Raw genomic sequence first — 24,529 nt, 5'->3', positions numbered from 1 at the left:
TCCTTATTACTTAATGATTTTTTTATTTTTCAAATATTCAATGAGTTGTTGTACTGACTCTTCTAGAGAGTTTTCACCTGTATTTATTCTCACTTCTGGAGAAATTGGCGGCTGATAGTCAGAGTCGATCCCCGTGAAATTTTTGATTTCACCAGCACGTGCTTTTTTATAAAGACCTTTAGGGTCTCGTTGCTCGCAAACTTCTAATGGAGTATCTAAAAACACCTCGATAAACTCACCTTCACCAACTAATTCACGAACCATATCGCGTTCAGCTTGAAAGGGTGAAATAAAAGCTGTTAGTACAACTAATCCAGCATCAACCATTAATTTACTTAGCTCGCCAACACGACGAATGTTTTCTACACGATCAGCATCGCTAAAACTAAGGTCTTTGCAAAGGCCATGTCTTACATTATCACCATCTAGCAGATATGTATGTACACCAATTTGATGTAACGCACTTTCTAGTGCATTTGCGACCGTACTTTTTCCTGAACCTGAAAAACCAGTAAACCATAAAATAACAGGCTTGTGGCCTTTAAGCTCGCCACGGTGTGCTTTTTCTACGGCATAGTTATGCCAAACAATATTTTTATCCATGAAGCTGTCCATTAAAAGGGAAAGACCATTGGGATCAAGGTTAAAACAGTGATGGAGTAGATTATTGAGAGCGGAACCCCAACCGTAACGTAATCTCTGATACGATAATTTCCAGCACTATACACCATCAAGTTTGTCTGATAACCAAAGGGAGAAATAAAGCTAGCCGAAGCACCAAATGCCACAGCCATGATAAACGGTAATGGGTCGACGCCAAAGCCCACAGCTAGCGCATAGGCGACTGGAAAAGACAGTGCGGCAGCAGCGTTATTGGTAATGAGCTCTGTAAAAACCACCGTCATTACAAATATGGCAATAAAAGCGCCATAGGGACCAAAATCACCCAGTAATAAAAAGAGCGCGTCTGATATTTTGCTAGCAAGTCCAGTATCAATCATCAGTTTCGCTAGGCCGATAGCGCTACCGACAATGGCTAATAACTCAATTGGAAAGCGACGTTTCATTTCACTGACTTTAATGGTACCCAAAGCAACTAGGGCTAAGAGCAAAACCAGTAGTCCCTTAACCAGAGGGACGATATCAAATATGCCCAACCCGATGACGGCAGCAAAGCCGACAAGAACCTGACTTGATTGTTTTTGGTTTAAATGAGTCTGTAAATCTAATCCAGAAATATAAACAAATTCGCGTTTTAAATCTGGTAGTTCGTAAAATTCTCTGCTTGGTGCAAGAATAAGTGAGTCGCCAGCCTGCAACTGTACTTTACCCAAGCCGCCTTGGAGGCGATCGTGGCCGCGGCGAATAGCAATCACCGCAGCATGAAATTGTTCTCTAAAGCGAATTTCCTTAATGGTCTTACCTAGGAATTTCGAGGATTGACTTACGACGACTTCTACCAAGTGTTCGGCATCTTTTTCATGTTTGTCATGCACCACTTGCAGACCATCGAATTGTCTTAACAAAGGCACTGATTTAATGTCGCCGACAAAAAGCAATACATCACCTTGGCGAATTTCCTGTTGTGGTGTCACAGCACTGATACGTCTCTCACCACGCATTATTTCGGCTAGAAAAAGGTCTTTTAAATCTCGCAGGCCGTTTTCTTCTACTGTGCGCCCAATAAGTTTTGAACCTATTGCGACTTTTCCTTCTAAGTAAAAAGGTATGACTTCTTCGCTTTCAGTACCATGATCAGGCAGAAACTTTAGTAGCAATAGAATCGTCAATAAGCCAACAAATAGCGCCCCAATACCGACTAGAGTAAAGTCAAAAAAGCCCAGCGGTGCCATGCCAGCATCAACGGCAAAACCATTGACTATCAAATTAGTTGAAGTGCCTATCAGCGTTAACGTACCGCCCAATATGGCTGTGTAAGAAAGAGGCAATAACAGTTTAGAAGGTGAATGCGTTTGGCTTTCTTTAATCGTACTTATCAACGAGGCGACAACGGCCGTATTGTTTGTAAAAGAGGATAATAAGGCTGTGGACAATCCCAGCTTCATAACCGATTTAGATAAGCTACCACTGGCTAATGTGCTAGCTAATTTTTGCACTAAGGTCGTTTTTTCTATGGCAATAGATACGATGATCAAAAGTACCAAAGTAATTAATGAGGGGTTGGCATAATTTACCAACATAGATTCCAGCTCGATCAAACCAGTTAAATAGCTGACGCCAATTGCGCTGACAAATAACCAAGCTGGGTTAAGTCGTGTACCAAATAAGCACACGACTAAAGCGAGCATAATGCCTGTTAAGATGATCTGATCAACTAGCACGTTTTTCTCCTTATAACAGGCATAGAAGCGATTATTTTAACTTGCTAATATCAAGCGCTTGCCAATGTGGGAAGTGCTTACGTACTAGGGCATTAAATTCAAGTTCAAATGCACTGAACTCGCTTGGTTTTACAGACTCTTCTGCTAACAGGGCTTCAATCATGCCCGCACCGATAGTTAAGTTACTGATGCGATCAATAAGAATGAAAGAACCTGTTTCGTGATTGTTAAGATAGATATCTGCCACAATGCTTTCAGTCAGTTCAAGCGTCACAATCGCGATTTCATTCAGTTGAAGTTGCTCAGCTTGACCTTTCTCAAGGGTGTTCACGTCAATTGTGTGATCAATTTTGCGCACAATGGCTGAGGTATTTTTACTACCTAACTTAAAGTTGTAGTTTTTACCCAGCACAAGTGGCTCTTCATGCATCCAAACCAGTTTCGCTTGGATCAAGTTCGTAACAGCCGCTGTAGATTGTGCAGGGACAATTACATCACCACGGCTCACATCTATTTCATCAGCCAGTGTAATCGTAAACGCTTGACCTGTTTGTGCCTGTTCTAGATTACCATCAAAAGTTACTAACTCTTTGATAGTGGATTGCTTACCAGAAGGCAACACTTTAACCGCTTGACCCGCTGATAGAGAGCCAGAAGTCAAAGTACCTTGGAAACCTCTGAAATCAAGATTAGGGCGTACGACATACTGAACAGGGAAGCGAGCTTCAAAGCTGTGGTTTGCTTCAGCAGCTGGAGAGTCTTCTAATAGCTCTAATAGCGGCTTGTCAGTGTAGTATGGAGTATGCTCAGAGCGGGTAACAACGTTATCGCCTTTCAATGCAGACATAGGTACAAACTTGATGTCTGATACATTTAGTTGCTCAGCAAACTTCAAATAGTCAGCTTTGATCTTTTCGAATACAGCTTCATCAAAGTCGACAATATCCATTTTATTGATTGCTACAACAAATTGTTGGATACCGAGAGAATCACAGATAAAGCTGTGACGCTTAGTCTGAATCTGCACACCGTAACGGGCATCAACTAGGATAATAGCCAGATCACTCGTTGAGGCGCCTGTCACCATGTTACGCGTATATTGCTCATGTCCAGGTGTATCAGCGATAATAAACTTACGCTTTGCTGTGGAGAAATAGCGATAAGCAACGTCAATGGTAATACCTTGTTCACGCTCAGCTTGTAAGCCATCAACCAGTAGCGCAAGGTCTAGCTCTTCACCTGCATTACCTACTTTCTCATTGTCTTTGTGCAATGCAGCCAATTGATCTTCATAGATTTGGTGACTGTCATGCAGTAGACGACCAATCAATGTTGATTTACCGTCATCAACACTACCACAAGTCATCATGCGCAATAGGCTTTTACCTTGTTGGCGAGAAAGGTATGCTTCAATCCCTAACTCTCTTACTTCATTTGCTGTAGACATTAGAAATACCCCTCACGTTTTTTCTTCTCCATTGACCCTGCTGAATCATGGTCAATTACACGGCCCTCACGCTCTGATGAGGTGGATAGCAACATTTCTTCAATGATACCTGTCAGCGTATTTGCTTCTGATTCAACGGCACCTGTGAGTGGGTAACATCCCAAAGTACGAAAACGGACTGATTTTATTTCTGGTACTTCACCTTCTTTAAGCGGCATACGCTCGTCATCCACCATGATCAACGTGCCATCACGCTCAACGACTGGACGTTTTTCAGAAAGGTAAAGTGGCACAATTTCAATATTTTCTTGATAGATATATTGCCAGATATCTAGTTCGGTCCAGTTAGATAGCGGGAATACACGAATACTTTCACCAGGGTTTACCTGGCTATTATAAGTGTTCCATAATTCTGGACGTTGGTTTTTCGGATCCCAGCGGTGGTGTTTGTCGCGGAAAGAGTACACGCGCTCTTTTGCACGAGACTTTTCTTCGTCACGACGTGCACCACCAAATGCAGCATCAAAACCATATTTGTCTAATGCTTGCTTCAAGCCTTGTGTTTTCATGACATCAGTGTGCTTGGCTGAACCGTGTGTAAACGGACCTACGCCCATGGCTATACCTTCAGGATTCTTATGCACAATCAGGTCAAAGTTATATTCTTTCGCAAGGCGGTCGCGAAATTCAATCATCTCGCGGAATTTCCAATCTGTGTCTACGTGTAGTAGAGGGAAAGGAATCTTCGCTGGGTAAAATGCCTTACGCGCCAAGTGAAGTAACACTGAAGAGTCTTTACCAATTGAGTAAAGCATCACTGGGTTGTCAAACTCTGCAGCGACTTCGCGAATAATCTTTATACTTTCAGCTTCAAGTTGCTGAAGGTGGGTTAAAGCCATTGTTCGTCGTCCTACTGTTAATTAAATTAAAACTGTTAAGCTACTTTTGTTATTGGTTGTGCAAAGCTATTTACTTGTTCGCTTTGCCCAAACCACGCTAATTGTTCATGCAGTGCCGCAACTTCCCCTATGATCAATAAGGCTGGAGATTGAATTTGATGCTGCTCAATCTTTGTTGCGAGTTCACTGAGTGTGCCTCTTACCACTCGTTGGGATTTTCGAGTGCCATTTTCAACTATCGCTATCGGAGTTTCTGGGGATCTACCATGCTCAAGCAGCTTGGCTTGAATATGTGGCGATTTGATAACGCCCATGTAAATCGCAAGTGTTTGGTTTGTGTGCGCTAAACCACGCCAATCCAGCTCTTGGCCTTCTTTTTTACAGTGGCCAGTAACAAATTGGATCGCTTGTGCGTGATCTCTGTGCGTAAGCGGTATGCCTGCATAGGCGCTACAGCCTGCAGCTGCGGTGATCCCAGGAACTATTTGGTACTTAACCCCATGTTTAGCAAGAACTTGGATTTCTTCGCCACCTCTTCCATAAATAAAGGGGTCGCCTCCTTTGATACGACATACTTTTTTACCTTGTTTAGCAAAATTGAGCAACATTTCATTTGTATCTTCTTGTTTTACACTATGATTTCCTGCTCTTTTACCCACACAAACAAGGTCTGCATCGCGTCTTACTAACTCCATAATTTCGTCCGAAACTAAGTAGTCATAAACGACGACATCAGCTTGTTGCATTAACTGCAAGGCCTTGATTGTCAAAAGCTCAGGGTCACCAGGCCCTGCACCAACAATGTATACTTCCCCTTCTGGTTGAGGCGTGTTCGTGAGTAAATCATGAAGTTGCTGCTCTGCGCCTTGTGTATCACCAACTTGTACTTTGCGAACAACGCTAGAATCGAACACGCGTTCCCAAAATTGACGGCGGTCAGCGAAAGTTTTAAAGCGCGCTTTTACTTGCTCTCTGAAATTTCCTGCTAAGCGAGCCAACGCACCAGTATGATGCGGTATGATAGCTTCAAGCTTTTCGCGGAGCCGACGTGCTAAAACTGGGGCGGTCCCTGCACTTGAAATTGCAATTGTAATTGGATCTCTATCAACAATCGAAGGAAAGATAAATCCACATTTGGGCTGGTCATCGACAACATTTACAAAAATATTATGGGTATTAGCGGCATCACATACCGCTTTATTTACGGCTTCACTGTCTGTTGCAGCTATGATGAGCATCATGCCAAGCACATGGTGCGCTTCGAAGTACTCTTCAATCAATGAGACTTTATTTTGCTGTGATAGTGCCAATAATTCATCACAAAAGCTGGGCGCAACAACTGCAACCTGTGCGCGAGCTTTTAAAAACGCTTGGCATTTGCGCAATGCTACATCACCACCGCCAACAATAAGCACTGGTCTGTCGTCTAGTTTTGTAAATATAGGTAAATATTGCACAACCTTTGCCCCTTATGCATAACCTTGGTTTAAGCCAACATATCTGGCTTAGCTGATAGGCAGAATATATTGACCCGGAAAGACTAAAAAATAATATTAACCCAAAATATATAACAAAAAGTTATATACCAACTTCTATTTTGGTTTAAGGCTTATAATTCAAGGGATAGAAAGCAAAATGTATCGATATTAGCAACTTATAGCGATTGGTTATGAGATATAATTGAAAGCGGTTTAGAAGCATACTTGATGGTTAAGTGTCGAAAGAGTTCAATATGCGGACAAATGTCCTGTAGGGTGGGCGTTGAATCCATTTTACTGGCAATGGTATATAACAGGAAAATTGAGAGCACTATATGATGCAGTCTAGCAAAGACTGAATATAGCGTTAAGGAGATGTAATGAGTTCAACTCGAGTGAATTTGCACAATAAAGCAAAGCGTGCGCTTGAATTAATGGATTTAACATCGTTGAATGCGCATGATACTAACGAGAGCATTATTGCGATGTTGGACAAAATCGACGCTGAAATAGGGTTGCCTGCGGCTATCTGTGTGTATCCGCAGTTTGTTGCGCTATGTAAAGCGCAACTGGCAGAACGCAGTTTTAACAGTATAAAGATAGCGACCGTAACGAACTTTCCATCAGGCAAAGAGCCTTTAGAGGCGGTGCTAGATCAAACGCGCCAAGCTATTAGAGATGGTGCAGATGAGATTGATCTCGTGATGCCATATAATCAAGTGATAATGGGTGACCCTGACACGCCTTGGCAATATGTGCGTTCAAGCAAAGATGTATGTGGTGAAAAAGTACAACTTAAGGTGATCATTGAGAGCGGAATACTGAGTGAACCAGAAGTGATCGCACAAGCGAGTGACATTGCAATTTTAGCCGGTGCCGACTTTATAAAAACAAGCACAGGTAAGGTATCGGTTAATGCCACATTACAAGCTGCAGAGGTTATGCTTTCACGTATCAAAGCCAATAATAAACCCGTTGGATTCAAAGCGGCCGGTGGTGTCAAGACGGTTGCTGAAACCTTACCTTATTTAGATGCTGCTGAGCGAATAATGGGTCAATCGTGGGTAAACGCAGAACGCTTTCGATTTGGTGCGTCGAGCTTACTTACCGACATCAAAAGTGTTTTAGCAAGTGACTCTTAATAAATAGCGAAGGAGTAGTGAGGTCTTCTCCCTTTCTAAGGTTCTAGGGTGGGCTTGAAAACTCAACAATTTGCTGTCCTACCTGACCGTTAAAGTAATCGAAAGAGAGGTATATTCGCCAAGGCTTTTCACATTCTGATAGCTGTGATAGATCGATATTAAGCTGATGATTAAGCTCTGAGTAGAGTTTGTCATCAGGTAATTGTTTACCCCCACTCATTGATGACTTGAACCAACGCTGACGCATTTTCGCTTTGCAGGATGTGTTTTGTTCAGGCGCCTCAATAGATAGTTCAAGATATTGTAAGTCACTATCTGTCTCTGGTTGCCAACTCAGTGTTAATTCATCTGAGTCTAACGTAATCGCTGCAAGATCCTGTTCGCTACTTGGATAAATAAATTCAATGAATTGAGGTAGGGTCACCGTTCCAAATGACGTAGTTGAGTTATTTCTGGATAATTCGATTTCAAAGCTACTGGGTGTTTGCAGCGCATCTAATAATTCCGCAGACAACATACAACAGTGCTTTGGTGTCGCGCCTAGGTTTGTTAAGGACTTATTGGAGAAGGCGTAAGTGTCGCCTTGTGTTGTAACAAGCTTTAAGCTATCGGTGCCTGTCAGCTTTACCCGCGTCCCCTCTTCATCTTTAAGTGTTACTGTGCCTTCAAGGGATGCTTGAGCATGTGGCTGATGTTGATTACTTAGATATTGAGAGAGAATGAAACTTCGGTCCGAGAGTGAGGTTGTCGACAGATCGTCGACCTTGTCCGAGTCTTTACTTTCGCAACCAACAATTAAAATGGCAGTGAGTGCCAATGTATATTTTTGAATCATTCAATTTCCTTTGATTGCTATTATTTATCCTGCAAATTAGCAATTGACAAAGATCGCCTAAATTTTTCTAGAACGACTTGAAGTTTCATACCTTAGCCCAACATATATGCTCAGCATTGAGATAGCAATAAAGTCATTTTTAAGTGAAATGCCTAAAGCGCTAGTTATTTATATACAGGTGCTTGAATGCAAGTATTAGGACACTCACAGTTTGAGTTAAGTGTATCTTTTTTAGACGGTGATGCAATAATAAATGATTGTTATTGAACAAATTTTTAGCTGAAAATGCTCGTGTTAATAAGCGTGAAAGAGGGTGTCTATTTCTGTTGAGAGAACAAAAGCAAGGAAAATAATGCGATGTATAACTTTTACACTTGTTTTCAGTTTGTTCGTCAGTATAATGGGCATCCACTTTGCAGGGGCGTAGTTCCAATTGGTAGAACAGCGGTCTCCAAAACCGATGGTTGCGGGTTCGAGTCCTGCCGCCCCTGCCACTCAATGCTTTTTAGTCCAAATCTAAAATAATGTGTTTTCTTGTCGCTTATTTATAAATTTGGATTTAATGGATTAACCCTGTCAGTGACAGGGTTGTTGTGTCTGTATTTAAGGTAAAACAATTATGAGCACTAATGTTGAAAACCCGTCTAGCTCGATGGACACGGTAAAATGGCTAGTTGCAGTTGTCCTACTCACTGGGGCAGTAGTTGGTAACTACATGTATGCAGATATGTCTGCATTGGTACGCGCTGTAGGTGTTGTCGTTGCTGTAGGTGCCGCACTAGGTATCGCTGCAACAACTGAAAAAGGTCGTACCTTTATTGCATTTGCAAAAGAGTCTCGTATTGAGGTTCGTAAAGTTGTTTGGCCTACGCGTCAAGAAGCAACGCATACTACAATTATCGTGATGGCAGCAACTGTAGTAATGGCACTTATCCTTTGGGGATTAGATGGCTTGCTATTCCGTGCTGTTGGCTTTTTAACTGGATTGGAGATCTGATCCCATGTCGGATGAGAACAAAGAAAAGAAATTGCGTTGGTACGTAATTCAGGCGTTTTCTGGTTTTGAAAAGCGCGTTGCTCAAACTATTATTGAGCACATAAAAATTGAAGGCTTAGAAGAAGACTTCGGTGAAGTACTAGTACCTACAGAAGAAGTTGTAGAGATGCGTGCTGGTCAAAAGCGCAAGTCTGAGCGTAAATTCTTCCCAGGTTACGTCCTTGTTCAAATGGTGATGAACGACGCAACTTGGCACTTGGTGAATAGCATACCACGTGTAATGGGCTTTGTTGGCGGTACATCTGATCGTCCTGCACCAATTAGTCAGCGTGAAGCTGATCGTATTCTTAACCGTCTACAAGAGAACGCTGAAGCGCCTAAGCCTGCGACATTGTTTGAGCCAGGTGAAGTGGTTCGTGTTATCGATGGTCCATTTGCAGATTTCAACGGTGTTGTTGAAGAAGTGGATTACGAAAAGAGTCGCTTGAAAGTATCTGTACTTATCTTCGGTCGTTCAACGCCGGTTGACCTTGAGTTCGGTCAGGTAGAGCAAGATACTTAATTTGCAGTGTTTTTGTACTATTGCAAAAAATAATTGAAAAAGGCCGCTGATTAAACTATAATCAGCGGCCTTTTTGTAGGTAGACTATTTCTGCCGCAAAAAGAAAGAATTTTTTAATCGGGAAGCCGTCTGAGTACGCGTCCTCGCGCGCACAAGGCTAAGACCCATTTAACGAGGTTTATTAACATGGCTAAAAAAGTTGAAGCTTTAATCAAGCTACAAGTTGCTGCTGGTATGGCTAATCCTAGTCCTCCAGTAGGTCCTGCACTAGGTCAACACGGTGTGAATATCATGGAATTCTGTAAAGCGTTCAACGCACGTACAGAGTCTATCGAGAAAGGTGCACCGGTTCCTGTAATCATTTCTGTTTACAACGACCGTTCATTCACTTTTGATATGAAAACACCACCTGCATCTTACCTTCTTAAGAAGGCTGCAGGTATCAAGTCTGGTTCTGGCCGTCCAAACACTGAGAAAGTTGGTACTGTAACACGTGCACAACTAGAAGAGATTGTTGAGACTAAACGTCCTGACCTTACTGCTGCTGATATGGATGCAGCTGTACGCACGATTGCAGGTTCTGCACGTGCAATGGGCTTGAATGTAGAAGGGTAATTGAGAATGGCTAAATTAACTAAGCGTATGCGCGTAATCCGCGAAAAAGTTGACGTAACTAAAGAGTACGAAATCAACGAAGCTGTTGCTCTTCTTAAAGAACTAGCTACTGCTAAATTCACAGAAAGTGTTGACGTTGCTGTAAACCTTGGCATCGACGCTCGTAAATCAGACCAAAACGTACGTGGTGCAACTGTACTACCTCACGGTACTGGTCGTGAAGTACGCGTTGCTGTGTTTACTCAAGGTGCTAACGCTGACGCTGCTAAAGAAGCTGGTGCTGATTTAGTAGGTATGGAAGACCTTGCTGAGCAGGTTAAGAAAGGCGAAATGAACTTTGACGTTGTTGTTGCTTCTCCAGATGCAATGCGCGTTGTTGGTCAACTAGGTCAAATCCTAGGTCCACGTGGTCTTATGCCTAACCCTAAGACTGGTACTGTAACGCCTAACGTTGCAGAAGCAGTTAAAAACGCAAAAGCTGGTCAGGTTCGTTACCGTAACGACAAGAACGGTATCATCCACACTACAATCGGTAAGGTTGACTTTGACGCTAACCAGCTTCAAGAAAACCTTGAAGCACTTATCGTTGCTCTTAAGAAGGCTAAGCCTTCTCAAGCGAAAGGTACTTACTTGAAGAAAGTAAGCATCTCAACGACTATGGGCGCGGGTGTTGCTGTAGACCAAGCTACTCTAAACACGCAACTAGCGTAATTTAGATTTTAGCATTTACATGGTGTAAAAATTAGACTATAATTTTGCGCCATTTCGTTGAGAAGTAACTTCCAACGAAGCAAAGAATTCGGGTTGAAGCGCATAATTTCGAACTGTTGTTTACCAAATTTGGACTACAATAAAATCGATAAATTGCGTTTCCGTCCAAGACCGTAGGTGTAGCTTTGTTACTTAATCTTCCTACGTAGACGGTGTGAATCCCAGCTAGATTTTCCTAATCTTCTGGTTCTCGCCGTAAAAAGCAGCTCAAAGTCATTTGGCTTTGAGTAAAGTAGAACTAGGGACATGTTCCCTATCAACCAGGAGTAACACCCATGGCTTTAAATCTTCAAGACAAAAAAGCAATTGTTGCTGAAGTCAACGAAGCTGCCAAAGGTGCTCTATCTGCAGTAGTTGCAGATTCTCGTGGTGTAACAGTAGATGCGATCACTGCGCTTCGTAAAGAAGCTCGTGAAGCTGGCGTATGGATGAAAGTTGTCCGTAACACGCTTGCTAAACGCGCTGTTGAAGGTACTGATTATGAGTGCCTTAACGAATCGCTAGTAGGCCCAAGCCTAATCGCTTTCTCTTCAGAGCACCCAGGTGCTGCTGCTCGTATTTTTGCTGATTTCGCGAAGAAAAACGAGTTGTTCGAACTGAAAGCGGCTGCATTTGAAGGCAATGTTGTTGACGTAGATATGCTTGCTAAGCTACCTACTTACGACGAAGCTGTTGCACGCTTAATGAGCGCTATGAAAGAAGCGTCAGCTGGTAAATTGGTTAAAACAATTGAAGCTGTACGTGTTCAGAAAGCTGAAGAAGCTGCTTAATCGCACCTTTTACACTTTCATCAATAAATTTTTTTGAACCTCATGGGTTCGTGATTAATTAGGAAACTTAAAATGTCTGTAACTAAAGACCAAATCCTTGACGCGATTGCTGAAATGTCAGTAATGGAAGTTGTTGAACTAGTTGAAGCAATGGAAGAAAAATTCGGCGTAACTGCGGCTGCTGCTGTTGTTGCTGCTGGCCCTGCTGAAGCTGCTGAAGAAAAGACTGAGTTCGACGTAATCCTAGCTGGCGCTGGCGGTAACAAAGTTGCTGCTATCAAAGCTGTACGTGGTGCAACTGGTCTTGGCCTTAAAGAAGCAAAAGCTCTTGTTGAGTCTGCTCCTACGCCAATCAAAGAAGCTGTTTCTAAAGAAGAAGCTGAAGCACTTAAGAAAGATCTTGAAGAAGCTGGTGCTGAAGTTGAGATCAAGTAATCTAGCATACGCTAGGTTCGCTGCCTGAGAAATCAGGCAAGGGCTGGTGATTTTTTAATCACCGGCCCTTTTGCGCTCTAGAGCGAAAGTATTACTATTGCGCAATAAAACCTAAATTCTTCATGTTTTTCAATTGTTTAATCTTTTTGGGAACTGCTGAATTTGGGAAGACAATTTAGATGTTGTTATCATGGCTTAGATGCCAATGAATGCTGTTCTGCATGAACAGGTTGGGTCAAAGATCAGCAAGCTGAGGAACCCCATGGCTTACTCTTATTCTGAAAAGAAACGTATCCGTAAGGATTTTGGTAAACGTCCACAAGTTTTGGATATACCTTTCCTTTTGCAAACGCAGTTGGAATCGTTCAAAAAATTCATTACTCCAGACGCGGATGGCGATACTGGATTGGAAGCTGCATTCCGTTCTGTGTTTCCAATCAAAAGCTACTCGGGCAATTCTGAACTTCAATACGTGAGTTACCGTATCGGAGAACCAGTATTCGATGTAAAAGAATGTCAAATTCGCGGTGTGACTTATTCTGCTCCACTTCGCGTTAAATTACGTCTTGTGCTAATGGACAAAGAAGCGCCAGGCACAGTAAAAGACATTAAAGAGCAAGAAGTTTACATGGGCGAGATCCCGCTCATGACAGACACAGGTACTTTCGTTATCAACGGTACCGAGCGTGTTATCGTTTCTCAGCTACACCGTTCACCTGGTGTATTCTTTGATAACGACCGCGGTAAATCACACTCTTCGGGTAAAGTGCTTTATAATGCACGTGTTATCCCTTACCGTGGTTCATGGTTAGACTTTGAATTCGATGTTAAAGATAACCTATTCGTTCGTATTGACCGTCGTCGTAAGCTACCAGCTTCAATCATTTTACGTGCACTTGAGTTCACAACTGAAGAGATTCTTGAGTTGTTCTTCGAGACGACAGCGTTTGAAGTATTAAACGGTAAAGTGATGATGGAACTAGTACCAGCTCGCCTACGTGGTGAGACTGCTGCATTTGATCTAAAAGATGCAGAAGGTGAAGTACTGGTTGAGCAGGGCCGTCGTATCACAGCTCGTCATATCAAAAACATCGAGAAAAAAGGTCTCACGCAACTTGAAGTACCGCATGAGTACATCATTGGTCGTGTTATAGCTAAAAACTACATCGATGAGTCAACAGGTGAAATCATCGCTGAAGCGAACGCTGAATTGTCGCTTGAGTTGATGGCAGAACTTGTGAAGGCCGGCCACACTAAGATTGATACACTGTATATCAACGAAGTAGATAGCGGTGCGTACATGTCTGAGACAGTTCGTATTGATTCTTCTTCAAACCGCCTAGAAGCATTGGTAGAAATCTACCGCATGATGCGCCCAGGCGAGCCACCAACGAAAGACGCGGCAGAAGCTTTATTCGACAACCTATTCTTCTCTGATGATCGTTACGACCTATCAACTGTTGGTCGTATGAAGTTCAATAGCCGTGTTGGTTATAACTCAGACACAGGCCCTGGTATTCTGAGCAAAGAAGACATCGTTTCTGTTATGAAAGTACTAATCGACATTCGTAACGGTAAAGGTGAAGTGGATGATATCGACCACTTAGGTAACCGTCGTATTCGTTCTGTTGGTGAAATGGCTGAAAACCAATTCCGTGTTGGTCTAGTACGTGTTGAACGTGCTGTTCGTGAGCGTCTAAGTCTAGGTGATCTAGATAATGTGATGCCACAAGATTTGATCAATGCGAAACCGATTTCGGCAGCTGTTAAAGAATTCTTCGGTTCTTCTCAGTTGTCACAGTTCATGGACCAAAACAACCCGCTTTCAGAAGTAACGCATAAGCGTCGTATTTCTGCATTAGGTCCGGGTGGTTTGACTCGTGAGCGTGCGGGCTTCGAAGTACGTGACGTACACGTAACTCACTATGGTCGTGTTTGTCCAATCGAAACGCCTGAAGGTCCAAACATCGGTCTAATCAACTCATTGTCAACGTACGCTCGCACTAACGACTATGGTTTCCTAGAGACACCATACCGTAAAGTTGTTGATGGTGTTGTGACTGACGAAGTTGATTATCTATCTGCAATCGAAGAAGGTCAGTTCGTAATCGCACAGGCGAATACAAACTTGACCGAAGAAAACCAGTTTGCAGAAGAGCTAATTCCATGTCGTCATAAGGGTGAATCAACCTTTATGCTTAGCGACAGCATCCAGTATATGGATGTATCTCCACAGCAGGTTATTTCTGTGGCAGCGGCACTTATCCCACTCCTTGAGCACGATGATGCGAACCGTGCATTGATGGGATCGAACATGCAACGTCAAGCAGTACCAACATTACGTGCTGATAAGCCGTTAGTAGGTACAGGTATCGAACGTACACTTGCAAAAGACTCAGGTGTAACAATCGTTGCTAAGCGTGGCGGTGTAGTTAAGTATGCTGATGCGAGCCGTATCGTTGTAAACGTAAATGAAGATGAGCGCGTTCCAGGTGAAGCGGGTATCGACATTTACAACTTAACTAAGTACACGCGCTCGAACCAAAACACTTGTATCAACCAAAAGCCAACTTGTATGGTTGGTGAGCCTGTAGTACGCGGTGACGTACTTGCCGATGGTCCTTCAACAGACCTTGGTGACTTGGCACTTGGTCAGAACTTACGTGTTGCGTTCATGCCTTGGAATGGTTACAACTTCGAGGATTCAATCCTACTTTCTGAGCGAGTTGTACAAGAAGATCGCCTAACTACGATCCACATCCAAGAGCTTCAATGTATCGCGCGTGATACTAAGCTTGGTCCAGAAGAGATCACAGCTGATATCCCTAACGTAGGTGAGTCAGCACTTGGCAAACTTGACGAGTCTGGTGTTGTTTACATCGGTGCTGAAGTTAAAGGCGGCGACATCCTAGTAGGTAAAGTAACGCCTAAAGGTGAAACGCAGCTTACACCAGAAGAGAAGCTACTGCGCGCTATCTTCGGTGAGAAAGCATCTGACGTTAAAGACAGCTCGTTACGTGTACCAAATTCAGTATCTGGTACTGTTATTGACGTTCAAGTATTCACACGTGATGGCGTGGAGAAAGACAAGCGTGCACTAGAAGTTGAAGAGATGCAGCTTCGTGAAGCGAAAAAAGACTTCAACGAAGAATTCAAGATTCTTGAAGGCGGTATCTTAACTCGTGCACGTAAACTACTTGTTGAATCTGGTCAAAATGAAGAAGCAATTGCACTTCTAGGTGCAGAGAAGCTACTGACTCAGAGCCTTGCTGACGAAGCGCAACAAGCAGAACTTGAGCAACTTGCAGCGCAGTATGACGAGCTGAAAGCTGAATACGACAAGAAGTTTGAGAACAAGCGTCGCAAGATCACACAAGGTGATGATCTTGCGCCAGGTGTTCTTAAGATTGTTAAAGTTTACCTAGCTGTTAAACGTCGTATCCAACCGGGTGATAAGATGGCTGGTCGTCACGGTAACAAAGGTGTTATCTCGACAATCGTACCAGTAGAAGATATGCCTTACGATGAAAGAGGTCGTACGGTAGATATCGTTCTTAACCCACTAGGTGTACCGTCTCGTATGAACATCGGTCAGATCCTAGAAACACATATGGGTCTGGCTGCACGTGGTATCGGTGAGCGCATCGAAGACATGATGAAAGAGCAAGCGGAGCTCCATGAGCTGCGTGAATTCATCAAGAAAGCGTATGAGCTTGGTGACTGCCGTCAAGAAGTAGACATTGCTAGCTTCTCTGATGACGAAGTTCGTCGTCTAGCTAACAACCTTAAAGGTGGTCTACCAATCGCGACGCCAGCATTCGATGGTGCTAAAGAAAGCGAAATCAAAGAGCTACTAGAGCTTGGTGGTTACCCGTCAAGTGGTCAGGTTACGCTTTATGATGGTCGTACCGGTGATGCGTTTGAGCGTCAAGTAACCGTTGGTTACATGTACATGCTGAAACTAAACCACTTAGTAGACGACAAGATGCACGCGCGTTCAACTGGTTCTTACAGCCTTGTTACTCAGCAGCCGCTGGGTGGTAAAGCACAGTTCGGTGGACAGCGTTTCGGTGAGATGGAGGTATGGGCATTAGAAGCATACGGTGCTGCCTATACACTACAGGAAATGTTGACAGTTAAGTCGGATGACGTAAACGGTCGTACGAAGATGTATAAAAACATCGTAGACGGTAACCACAAGATGGAACCGGGTATGCCAGAGTCATTCAACGTATTGTTGAAAGAAATCCGCTCGCTAGGTATCAACATCGAGTTGGAAGAAAGTTAATCCGACCGGCAGCTCTGTGGAGCTGCCAACCCGGACTGTAACTGTAAAGAATGAAGGGGTGAGCACTGCTTGCCCTCAAGATTAACTCCGACAGGAGAGCTAAGGTGAAAGACTTACTTAAGTTTCTGAAGCAACAAAATAAGACCGAAGAATTCGATGCAATTCGCATTGGTCTTTCTTCGCCAGACATGGTTCGCTCATGGTCATACGGTGAAGTAAAGAAACCTGAGACAATCAACTACCGTACTTTCAAGCCTGAGCGTGACGGCTTATTCTGTGCCCGTATTTTCGGCCCAGTAAAAGATTACGAATGTTTGTGTGGTAAATACAAGCGATTAAAGCACCGTGGTGTTATTTGTGAGAAGTGTGGCGTTGAAGTTACACTAACTAAAGTGCGTCGTGACCGTATGGGTCACATTGAACTTGCGAGTCCAGTTGCGCATATTTGGTTCCTTAAATCACTTCCATCTCGTATCGGCTTAATGCTTGATATGACGCTACGTGACATCGAACGTGTACTGTACTTCGAATCTTTCGTAGTAACAGAGCCTGGCATGACAACACTTGAGCGTGGTCAGCTATTAGGTGAAGAAGAGTACCTAGATGCACTAGAAGAGCATGGTGATGAATTCGAAGCGAAGATGGGGGCAGAAGCTGTACTTGATCTACTTCGCGAACTAGACCTTGGTCAGTTAATCGCAGAAATGCGTGAAGAGTTACCAACGATTAACTCTGAGACTAAGCGTAAGAAAATTACTAAACGTCTTAAGCTTATGGAATCGTTCCACCAATCAGGTAACAACCCTGAGTGGATGATCATGAGCGTGCTACCAGTACTTCCACCTGATCTACGTCCACTAGTTCCACTAGATGGCGGTCGTTTCGCGACTTCAGATCTGAACGACTTGTACCGTCGTGTTATCAACCGTAACAACCGTCTGAAGCGTCTACTTGACCTAGCTGCACCAGACATCATCGTACGTAACGAAAAGCGTATGTTACAAGAAGCGGTAGATGCACTACTTGATAACGGTCGTCGTGGTCGTGCGATCACAGGTTCTAACAAGCGTCCACTTAAATCGCTTGCAGACATGATCAAAGGTAAGCAAGGTCGTTTCCGTCAAAACCTTCTTGGTAAGCGTGTTGACTACTCAGGCCGTTCTGTAATCACAGTTGGTCCAACGCTGAAACTTCACCAGTGTGGTCTTCCGAAGAAAATGGCACTAGAGCTATTCAAGCCATTCATCTACGGTAAGCTAGAGCGCCGTGGTATGGCGACTACCATCAAAGCTGCTAAGAAGATGGTAGAGCGTGAAGTACCAGAGGTTTGGGACGTACTTGATGAAGTGATCCGTGAACACCCAGTTCTATTGAACCGTGCTCCTACACTTCACAGACTTGGTATCCAAGCATTTGAACCGGTTCTTATCGAAGGTAAAGCGATCCACCTACACCCATTGGTGTGTGCGGCATATAACGCTGACTTCGATGGTGACCAAATGGCGGTACACGTACCGTTAACATTAGAAGCACAGCTAGAAGCACGTGCACTAATGATGTCTACAAACAACATTCTTTCGCCTGCAAGTGGTGAGCCTATCATCGTACCTTCACAGGACGTTGTATTAGGTCTTTACTACATGACGCGTGACCGCATCAATGCAAAGGGTGAAGGTATTGCGTTTAAGGACCCGAAAGAAGCAGAAAAAGCATACCGTACAGGTACTGCTGAGCTTCACGCACGCGTTAAAGTTCGTTTAACAGAAACAATTGTTGACGAAGAATCAGGCGAGCGTTCGGAGAAAACTCACATTGTTGACACAACAGTAGGTCGTGCGATCCTTTCACTGATCATGCCAAAAGGTCTACCGTTTGAACTTATCAACAGAGCACTTGGTAAGAAGCAGATCTCTGGTCTTCTTAATGAGTGTTACCGTCGCCTAGGTCTAAAAGACACAGTCGTGTTTGCTGACCAAGTGATGTATACAGGTTTCCACTACGCGATGAAGTCAGGTGTATCTATCGGTATTAACGATATGGTTATTCCACCGACGAAGACTGAAATCATCGAGCGCGCTGAAGCTGAGGTTGCTGAAATCAACCAACAGTTCCAGTCTGGTCTTGTAACTGCGGGTGAGAAGTACAACAAAGTTATCGATATCTGGTCACGTGTTAACGAAAACCTATCACGTGAAATGATGGCGAACTTATCGAAAGATACAGTTGTGAATGCACAGGGTGAAGAAGAGCAGCAAGACTCTTTCAACTCAGTATTCATGATGGCCGACTCGGGCGCACGTGGTAGTGCTGCTCAGATCCGTCAGCTTGCGGGTATGCGTGGTCTAATGGCACGTCCAGATGGTTCAATCATCGAGACGCCAATCACAGCTAACTTCCGTGAAGGTCTAAACGTACTACAGTACTTCATCTCGACGCACGGTGCACGTAAAGGTCTTGCCGATACAGCACTTAAGACAGCGAACTCGGGTTACCTAACTCGTCGTCTAGTAGACGTTGCGCAAGATTTGGTTATCAACGAATCAGATTGTGGCACGTTAGAAGGCCTAGTAATGAAGCCGCTTATCGAAGGTGGTGACGTTGTTGAGCCGCTTCGCGAGCGTGTTCTAGGTCGTGTTGTTGCAGAAGACGTGTGTAAGCCTGGTACTGACGTAGTACTAGTTGAGCGTAATGTAATGCTTGACGAAAAACTGTGTGACCTATTAGAAGAGCATTCAGTGGACGAAGTTAAAGTACGTTCTGTAATCACATGTGAAAATGACTTTGGTGTTTGTGCATTCTGTTACGGTCGTGACCTTGCGCGTGGTCACATCATCAACCCAGGTGAAGCAGTCGGTGTAATCGCAGCTCAGTCAATCGGTGAGCCAGGTACACAGCTTACGATGCGTACATTCCACATCGGTGGTGCAGCATCAAGAGCGTCTGCTGAAAACAGCGTACAAGTTAAAAACAACGGTAGCATGAAGTTACACAATGCAAAATATGTATTGAATACTGATGGCAAGATCGTTGTGACTTCACGTTCAACAGAAATCACAGTTATCGACGAGCAAGGTCGTGAGAAAGAACGTTATAAAGTACCTTACGGTGCAGTTCTTTCTATACAGGATGGTGCTGAAGTTAAAGGTAACGACATTGTTGCTACGTGGGACCCGCATAGCCACCCAATCGTTATCGAGCACCAGTCAAAAGTATCGTTCAGCGATATCGATGACTCAAACACTGAAGCACAGACTGACGAGTTAACTGGTCTAACGCGTGTAGTTGTTAAAGATCTAGCTAAGGTGAATGCAAAAGAGCCTAAGCTAATCATTGAAAACGAAGAGCGTGGCCTACAAGAGATTCGTCTGCCTTCATTCACCACGATTGAAATCACAGACGGCGCAACTGTTCAGCCGGGTGACGTATTAGCACGTATCCCGCAAGAAGGTTCGAAGACTCGAGATATTACCGGTGGTCTACCTCGAGTTGCTGACCTATTCGAAGCGCGTAAGCCAAAAGATCCTGCAATCCTTGCTGAAATCACAGGTGCAGTGAGCTTCGGTAAAGAGACGAAAGGTAAGAAGCGTCTAGTAATCACACCTGATCAAGGTGATGCGTACGAAGAGATGATTCCTAAGTGGCGTCAGCTTAACGTGTTCGAAGGTGAACAGGTTGCTAAAGGTGAAGTTATCGCCGATGGTCCTGAGTCTCCGCATGACATTCTGCGTCTACGTGGCGTGACTGATGTATCAAACTACATCACGAACGAGGTTCAGGAAGTTTACCGTCTACAAGGTGTAAAGATTAACGATAAGCACATCGAAACGATTGTTCGTCAGATGCTGCGTAAGTGTATCATCCTTGACGGTGGCGACACTGAGTTTCTTGCAGGCGAACAAGCTGAAGTGGCACGCGTTAACATTGCAAACCGTGAACTTGAGAAGCAAGGTAAGATCCCAGCTAAATTTGAAATTCAGCTAATGGGTATTACTAAAGCTTCACTTGCAACTGAATCGTTCATCTCTGCGGCATCGTTCCAAGAGACGACACGTGTTCTAACAGAAGCTGCTGTAAATGGTAAGAGTGATGAGCTGCGTGGTCTTAAAGAAAACGTAATCGTTGGTCGCCTAATCCCAGCGGGTACTGGTTTTGCATATCATCAAGACCGCATCAACCGTCGTAAAGAAAGCGAGCTTCCAGTTGAAGAGCAAACAGTAAGTGCAGAAGAAGCGTCTCAAGCGCTTACAGATGCACTTAATGCTGATTTACTAGGTGGTAACAAATAAGCCACGCTTAAATACTGATTTCAGTATAATTGCAAAAAGCCGTCCTTAGGACGGCTTTTTTGATCAGAGGCTCATGCAATTAATACAGTTGGTCTTAGTTAAGAAGTGAAGTCTAAAACATGTTATCATCTAACAGTCTATTGTTTGTGGCATAGTCTTTATTAAGGTTGCTTGTCGAGCTTATTATGAGTGACTTCTTATCGTGATTAAACGTAGTCCAGATTCGGCTTTGTAATACACCTCTACGTTTGTACCTTACTCGGCACTTTATCCTCTCGAAACAACAAAATTAGCGAAAAATACCGCCGTGAAATGGATTTTTATTGACAGGTTAATCTTTGCTCATTAAAATTCGGCCACCCATTTACTCGTTCTATCAAAATGGCACGAATAATTGGGGCGATTTTATTTTTTCAGTAGTAATTTTAACTAATCAGGAGCTATTTAATGGCAACTATTAACCAGCTAGTACGTAAGCCACGTCGCAGCAAGGTTACAAAGAGCAACTCTGCTGCTCTTAAAGCTTGTCCACAAAAGCGTGGTGTATGTACTCGTGTATATACAACTACACCAAAGAAACCAAACTCTGCATTACGTAAAGTAGCGCGTGTTCGTCTTACGAACGGTTTCGAAGTAACTTCTTACATTGGCGGTGAAGGCCACAACCTTCAAGAGCACAGTGTAATCCTAATCCGTGGTGGTCGTGTTAAAGACTTACCAGGTGTGCGTTTCCACACAGTACGTGGTGCGCTTGACTGTGCGGGTGTTAACGATCGTAAACAAGGTCGTTCTAAGTACGGTGCAAAACGTCCTAAGGGCTAATGGTTCTCCGTTAGTAAGGCCAAGCACTTAAGTTTTAATATTAAATAATTTGTTTTGGGGATTCGTTGAAGAAACGAACCTGAAGATATCGGAGAGATAAAATGCCTAGAAGACGCGTAATAGGTCAACGTAAAATTCTTCCAGATCCGAAGTTCGGATCAGAACTTCTTGCTAAATTCGTTAACGTAGTAATGTTAGACGGCAAGAAATCTACTGCTGAAAAAATCGTATATGGTGCGCTAGACGTGGCTGCTGAAAAATCAGGCAAGTCGCACCTTGAAATCTTTGAAGCTGCACTTGAAAATGTACGCCCTGCGGTTGAGGTTAAATCTCGCCGTGTTGGTGGTTCTACATACCAAGTACCAGTTGAAGTACGTCCAGTTCGTCGCAACGCATTAGGTATGCGTTGGTTAGTAGACTCTGCACGTAAGCGTGGCGAGAAATCAATGGGTCTTCGTCTTGCACAAGAGATCCTTGACGCTGCGGATAACAAAGGCACTGCGGTTAAGAAACGTGAAGACGTTCACCGTATGGCTGAAGCGAACAAAGCATTCGCTCATTACCGTTGGTAATCTGCCCAAGACCTTTAAGAGGATATTATGGCACGTACTACTCCAATTGAGCGCTATCGTAACATCGGTATTTGTGCTCACGTAGATGCAGGTAAAACCACCACGACAGAACGTGTACTTTACTACACTGGTCTATCTCACAAAATTGGTGAGGTACATGATGGTGCTGCAACTATGGACTGGATGGAGCAGGAGCAGGAGCGTGGTATTACCATTACTTCTGCTGCGACAACGTGTTTCTGGAAAGGTATGGATGCTCAGTTCCCTGAGCATCGCATCAATATTATTGATACTCCAGGACACGTAGACTTTACTATCGAAGTAGAACGCTCTTTGCGTGTACTCGATGGTGCAGTTGTTGTTCTTTGTGCTTCATCAGGCGTACAACCACAAACAGAAACTGTTTGGCGTCAAGCCAATAAATACGAAGTTCCTCGTATGATCTTCGTTAACAAGATGGACCGTACAGGTGCAGATTTCTTGGCAGTTGTGGATCAGGTGAAAGACCGCCTTGGTGCGACACCTGTGCCTATTCAGTTACCAATCGGTGCTGAAGATGAATTTAAAGGTGTTATTGATCTCATCAAAATGAAAGCCATTAACTGGAACGAAAGTGACCAGGGTATGACTTTTACGTATGAAGAGATTCCGGCAGAACTTCAGGACTTAGCTGAAGAGTGGCACTCTCACTTAGTGGAAAGTGCAGCTGAAGCAACTGAAGAACTAATGGACAAATATTTAGAAGAAGGTGAGTTGAGCGAAGAAGAGATTAAGTCTGCGATTCGTCAACTAACATTGGACAACGAAATTGTGCCAATGTCATGTGGTAGTGCATTCAAAAACAAAGGTGTTCAAGCTGTGCTTGATGCGGTTATTGAATTCATGCCATCACCAACAGAGGTTAAAGAGATTCAGGGTATCCTTGAGGATGAATCTGAAGCTACTCGTCCAGCCAGTGACGACGCGCCGTTTTCGGCGTTGGCGTTTAAGATTGCGACAGACCCATTTGTTGGTACATTGACTTTCTTCAGAGTTTATTCTGGTACAGTTGGTCAAGGTGACTCTGTTTATAATCCTGTAAAGGGTAAAAAAGAGCGTTTTGGTCGTATTGTTCAGATGCACTCGAACTCGCGCGAAGAAATTAAAGAAGTTCGCGCTGGTGATATTGCTGCTGCGATTGGACTTAAAGACGTCACCACTGGTGACACGCTTTGTTCTCAAGATTCAGTGATCACATTAGAGCGTATGGAATTTCCAGAGCCTGTGATCTCAGTAGCGGTAGAGCCGAAAACAGTCGCTGATCAGGAAAAAATGGGTATTGCACTGGGTAAACTGGCTGCAGAAGATCCGTCTTTCCGTGTTGAAACTGACGAAGAGTCAGGTCAAACGATCATCTCTGGTATGGGTGAACTTCACCTAGATATCATTGTTGACCGTATGAAACGTGAATTCAACGTTGTATGTAACGTTGGTAAGCCGCAGGTGGCATACAGAGAAACGATCCGTGGCTCTGTAGAAGCTGAAGGTAAGTTTGTACGTCAATCAGGTGGTCGTGGTCAATATGGTCACGTATGGCTGAAATTGGAACCAATGGAATTTTCTGACGAAGATGCACCAACTTACGAATTCGTTAATGAAATTGTAGGCGGTACAGTTCCCAAGGAATATATCCCAGCGGTTGATAAAGGTATTCAAGAGCAAATGAAACAAGGTGTGCTTGCGGGCTATCCTCTGTTAGGTGTGAAAGCAACGTTATTCGACGGTTCTTTCCACGATGTTGACTCAAATGAAATGGCCTTTAAGATCGCCGGTTCAATAGGCTTCAGAAACGGTGCTTTAGAAGCGCAACCAGTGCTTTTAGAACCTGTTATGAAAGTTGAAGTCACAACCCCTGAAGAAAACATGGGTGACGTAGTGGGCGACTTAAACCGTCGTCGCGGCATGATCGAAGGTATGGAAGACGCTTTTGGTGGTCTTAAACTTGTAAATGCACAAGTACCGCTGTCTGAAATGTTTGGTTATGCAACCGATTTACGTTCTGCAACGCAAGGTCGTGCTTCGTACTCAATGGAATTCTCCAAGTACGCAGAAGCGGCGAAAAACGTTGCCGACGCAATAATTGCAGCTCGCGCTGTTAAGTAATTTTAGTTCGGTCCGGTCTTAGGACTGGACTTTAATTTCTTTATAGGAAATTTTAAAATGGCAAAAGAAAAGTTTGAACGTTCGAAACCGCACGTAAACGTAGGCACAATTGGCCACGTTGACCAC

Annotated in this window: 18 protein-coding genes, 1 tRNA gene and 1 pseudogene; 14 read left to right on the top strand and 6 right to left on the bottom strand. The window is 43.7% G+C overall.

Annotated elements, in window-relative coordinates; all coding sequences use genetic code 11:
• Window positions 1-6: 6 nt before the first annotated feature.
• From cysC to cysG, 5 genes are all read right to left on the bottom strand, one after another.
• The gene (cysC, locus tag N482_RS13000) at window positions 7-603 is read right to left on the bottom strand and encodes an adenylyl-sulfate kinase (protein ID WP_063377437.1); all 597 of its coding nucleotides are present in this window, start codon (window positions 601-603) and stop codon (window positions 7-9) included.
• An 11-nt stretch (window positions 604-614) separates the two neighbouring features.
• Window positions 615-2,309 (bottom strand): SLC13 family permease, encoded by a 1,695-nt coding sequence (locus N482_RS12995; RefSeq protein ID WP_063377453.1) that lies wholly within the window; start codon window positions 2,307-2,309, stop codon window positions 615-617.
• 64 nt (window positions 2,310-2,373) lie between these two features.
• Window positions 2,374-3,789, bottom strand: a complete 1,416-nt coding sequence (cysN, locus tag N482_RS12990) for a sulfate adenylyltransferase subunit CysN (RefSeq protein WP_063377436.1) — start codon at window positions 3,787-3,789, stop codon at window positions 2,374-2,376.
• A complete protein-coding gene (cysD, locus tag N482_RS12985) occupies window positions 3,789-4,688 on the bottom strand; it encodes a sulfate adenylyltransferase subunit CysD (protein ID WP_063377435.1) in 900 nt (299 codons plus the stop codon). Before cysD ends, cysN begins: the two co-directional genes overlap by 1 nt.
• Window positions 4,689-4,723: 35 nt before the next feature.
• Window positions 4,724-6,145: a siroheme synthase CysG gene (cysG, locus tag N482_RS12980; RefSeq protein WP_063377434.1), complete on the bottom strand. Its 1,422-nt coding sequence runs from the start codon at window positions 6,143-6,145 to the stop codon at window positions 4,724-4,726.
• Window positions 6,146-6,561: 416 nt separating this feature from the next.
• Here cysG and deoC point away from each other — a divergent pair, with 416 nt between their 5' ends.
• Entirely contained in the window at window positions 6,562-7,308 is a 747-nt protein-coding gene (gene deoC, locus N482_RS12975; protein WP_063377452.1) for a deoxyribose-phosphate aldolase, read from the top strand.
• Window positions 7,309-7,351: 43 nt separating this feature from the next.
• Here deoC and N482_RS12970 read toward each other — a convergent pair whose 3' ends face one another.
• Window positions 7,352-8,143: a hypothetical protein gene (locus N482_RS12970; protein ID WP_063377433.1), complete on the bottom strand. Its 792-nt coding sequence runs from the start codon at window positions 8,141-8,143 to the stop codon at window positions 7,352-7,354.
• Between the two features lie 417 nt (window positions 8,144-8,560).
• Between N482_RS12970 and N482_RS12965 the strand changes: the two genes are divergently transcribed.
• From N482_RS12965 to N482_RS24350, 13 genes and pseudogenes are all read left to right on the top strand, one after another.
• A tRNA-Trp gene (locus N482_RS12965) sits at window positions 8,561-8,637 on the top strand.
• A 125-nt stretch (window positions 8,638-8,762) separates the two neighbouring features.
• Window positions 8,763-9,140 carry a preprotein translocase subunit SecE gene (gene secE, locus N482_RS12960; protein WP_023400589.1) on the top strand — a complete coding sequence of 126 codons (378 nt, stop codon included), beginning with the start codon at window positions 8,763-8,765 and terminating at the stop codon, window positions 9,138-9,140.
• A 4-nt stretch (window positions 9,141-9,144) separates the two neighbouring features.
• Window positions 9,145-9,702, top strand: coding sequence for a transcription termination/antitermination protein NusG (gene nusG, locus N482_RS12955; protein WP_063377432.1), 558 nt, complete (start codon window positions 9,145-9,147; stop codon window positions 9,700-9,702).
• Window positions 9,703-9,888: 186 nt separating this feature from the next.
• Entirely contained in the window at window positions 9,889-10,317 is a 429-nt protein-coding gene (rplK, locus tag N482_RS12950; RefSeq protein WP_010387320.1) for a 50S ribosomal protein L11, read from the top strand.
• Window positions 10,318-10,323: 6 nt separating this feature from the next.
• Window positions 10,324-11,028, top strand: coding sequence for a 50S ribosomal protein L1 (gene rplA / locus N482_RS12945; protein WP_023400587.1), 705 nt, complete (start codon window positions 10,324-10,326; stop codon window positions 11,026-11,028).
• 335 nt (window positions 11,029-11,363) lie between these two features.
• Window positions 11,364-11,858, top strand: a complete 495-nt coding sequence (gene rplJ / locus N482_RS12940) for a 50S ribosomal protein L10 (RefSeq protein WP_023400586.1) — start codon at window positions 11,364-11,366, stop codon at window positions 11,856-11,858.
• 72 nt (window positions 11,859-11,930) lie between these two features.
• Window positions 11,931-12,293, top strand: coding sequence for a 50S ribosomal protein L7/L12 (rplL, locus tag N482_RS12935; protein WP_063377431.1), 363 nt, complete (start codon window positions 11,931-11,933; stop codon window positions 12,291-12,293).
• Between the two features lie 262 nt (window positions 12,294-12,555).
• Window positions 12,556-16,581 carry a DNA-directed RNA polymerase subunit beta gene (rpoB, locus tag N482_RS12930; protein WP_063377430.1) on the top strand — a complete coding sequence of 1,342 codons (4,026 nt, stop codon included), beginning with the start codon at window positions 12,556-12,558 and terminating at the stop codon, window positions 16,579-16,581.
• A gap of 104 nt (window positions 16,582-16,685) precedes the next feature.
• Window positions 16,686-20,867: a DNA-directed RNA polymerase subunit beta' gene (gene rpoC, locus N482_RS12925; protein WP_063377429.1), complete on the top strand. Its 4,182-nt coding sequence runs from the start codon at window positions 16,686-16,688 to the stop codon at window positions 20,865-20,867.
• 447 nt (window positions 20,868-21,314) lie between these two features.
• Window positions 21,315-21,689, top strand: coding sequence for a 30S ribosomal protein S12 (gene rpsL / locus N482_RS12920; RefSeq protein WP_010387308.1), 375 nt, complete (start codon window positions 21,315-21,317; stop codon window positions 21,687-21,689).
• Window positions 21,690-21,790: 101 nt separating this feature from the next.
• Window positions 21,791-22,261: a 30S ribosomal protein S7 gene (rpsG, locus tag N482_RS12915; RefSeq protein ID WP_039611450.1), complete on the top strand. Its 471-nt coding sequence runs from the start codon at window positions 21,791-21,793 to the stop codon at window positions 22,259-22,261.
• A 27-nt stretch (window positions 22,262-22,288) separates the two neighbouring features.
• Entirely contained in the window at window positions 22,289-24,403 is a 2,115-nt protein-coding gene (gene fusA / locus N482_RS12910) for an elongation factor G (RefSeq protein ID WP_063377428.1), read from the top strand.
• 57 nt (window positions 24,404-24,460) lie between these two features.
• Window positions 24,461-24,529 (top strand): annotated as a pseudogene (locus N482_RS24350) (elongation factor Tu); the annotation flags it as partial.

The organism is Pseudoalteromonas luteoviolacea NCIMB 1942, from assembly GCF_001625595.1.
GTDB lineage: Bacteria > Pseudomonadota > Gammaproteobacteria > Enterobacterales > Alteromonadaceae > Pseudoalteromonas > Pseudoalteromonas luteoviolacea_A.
This window is presented reverse-complemented; position numbering and strand designations above follow the sequence as displayed.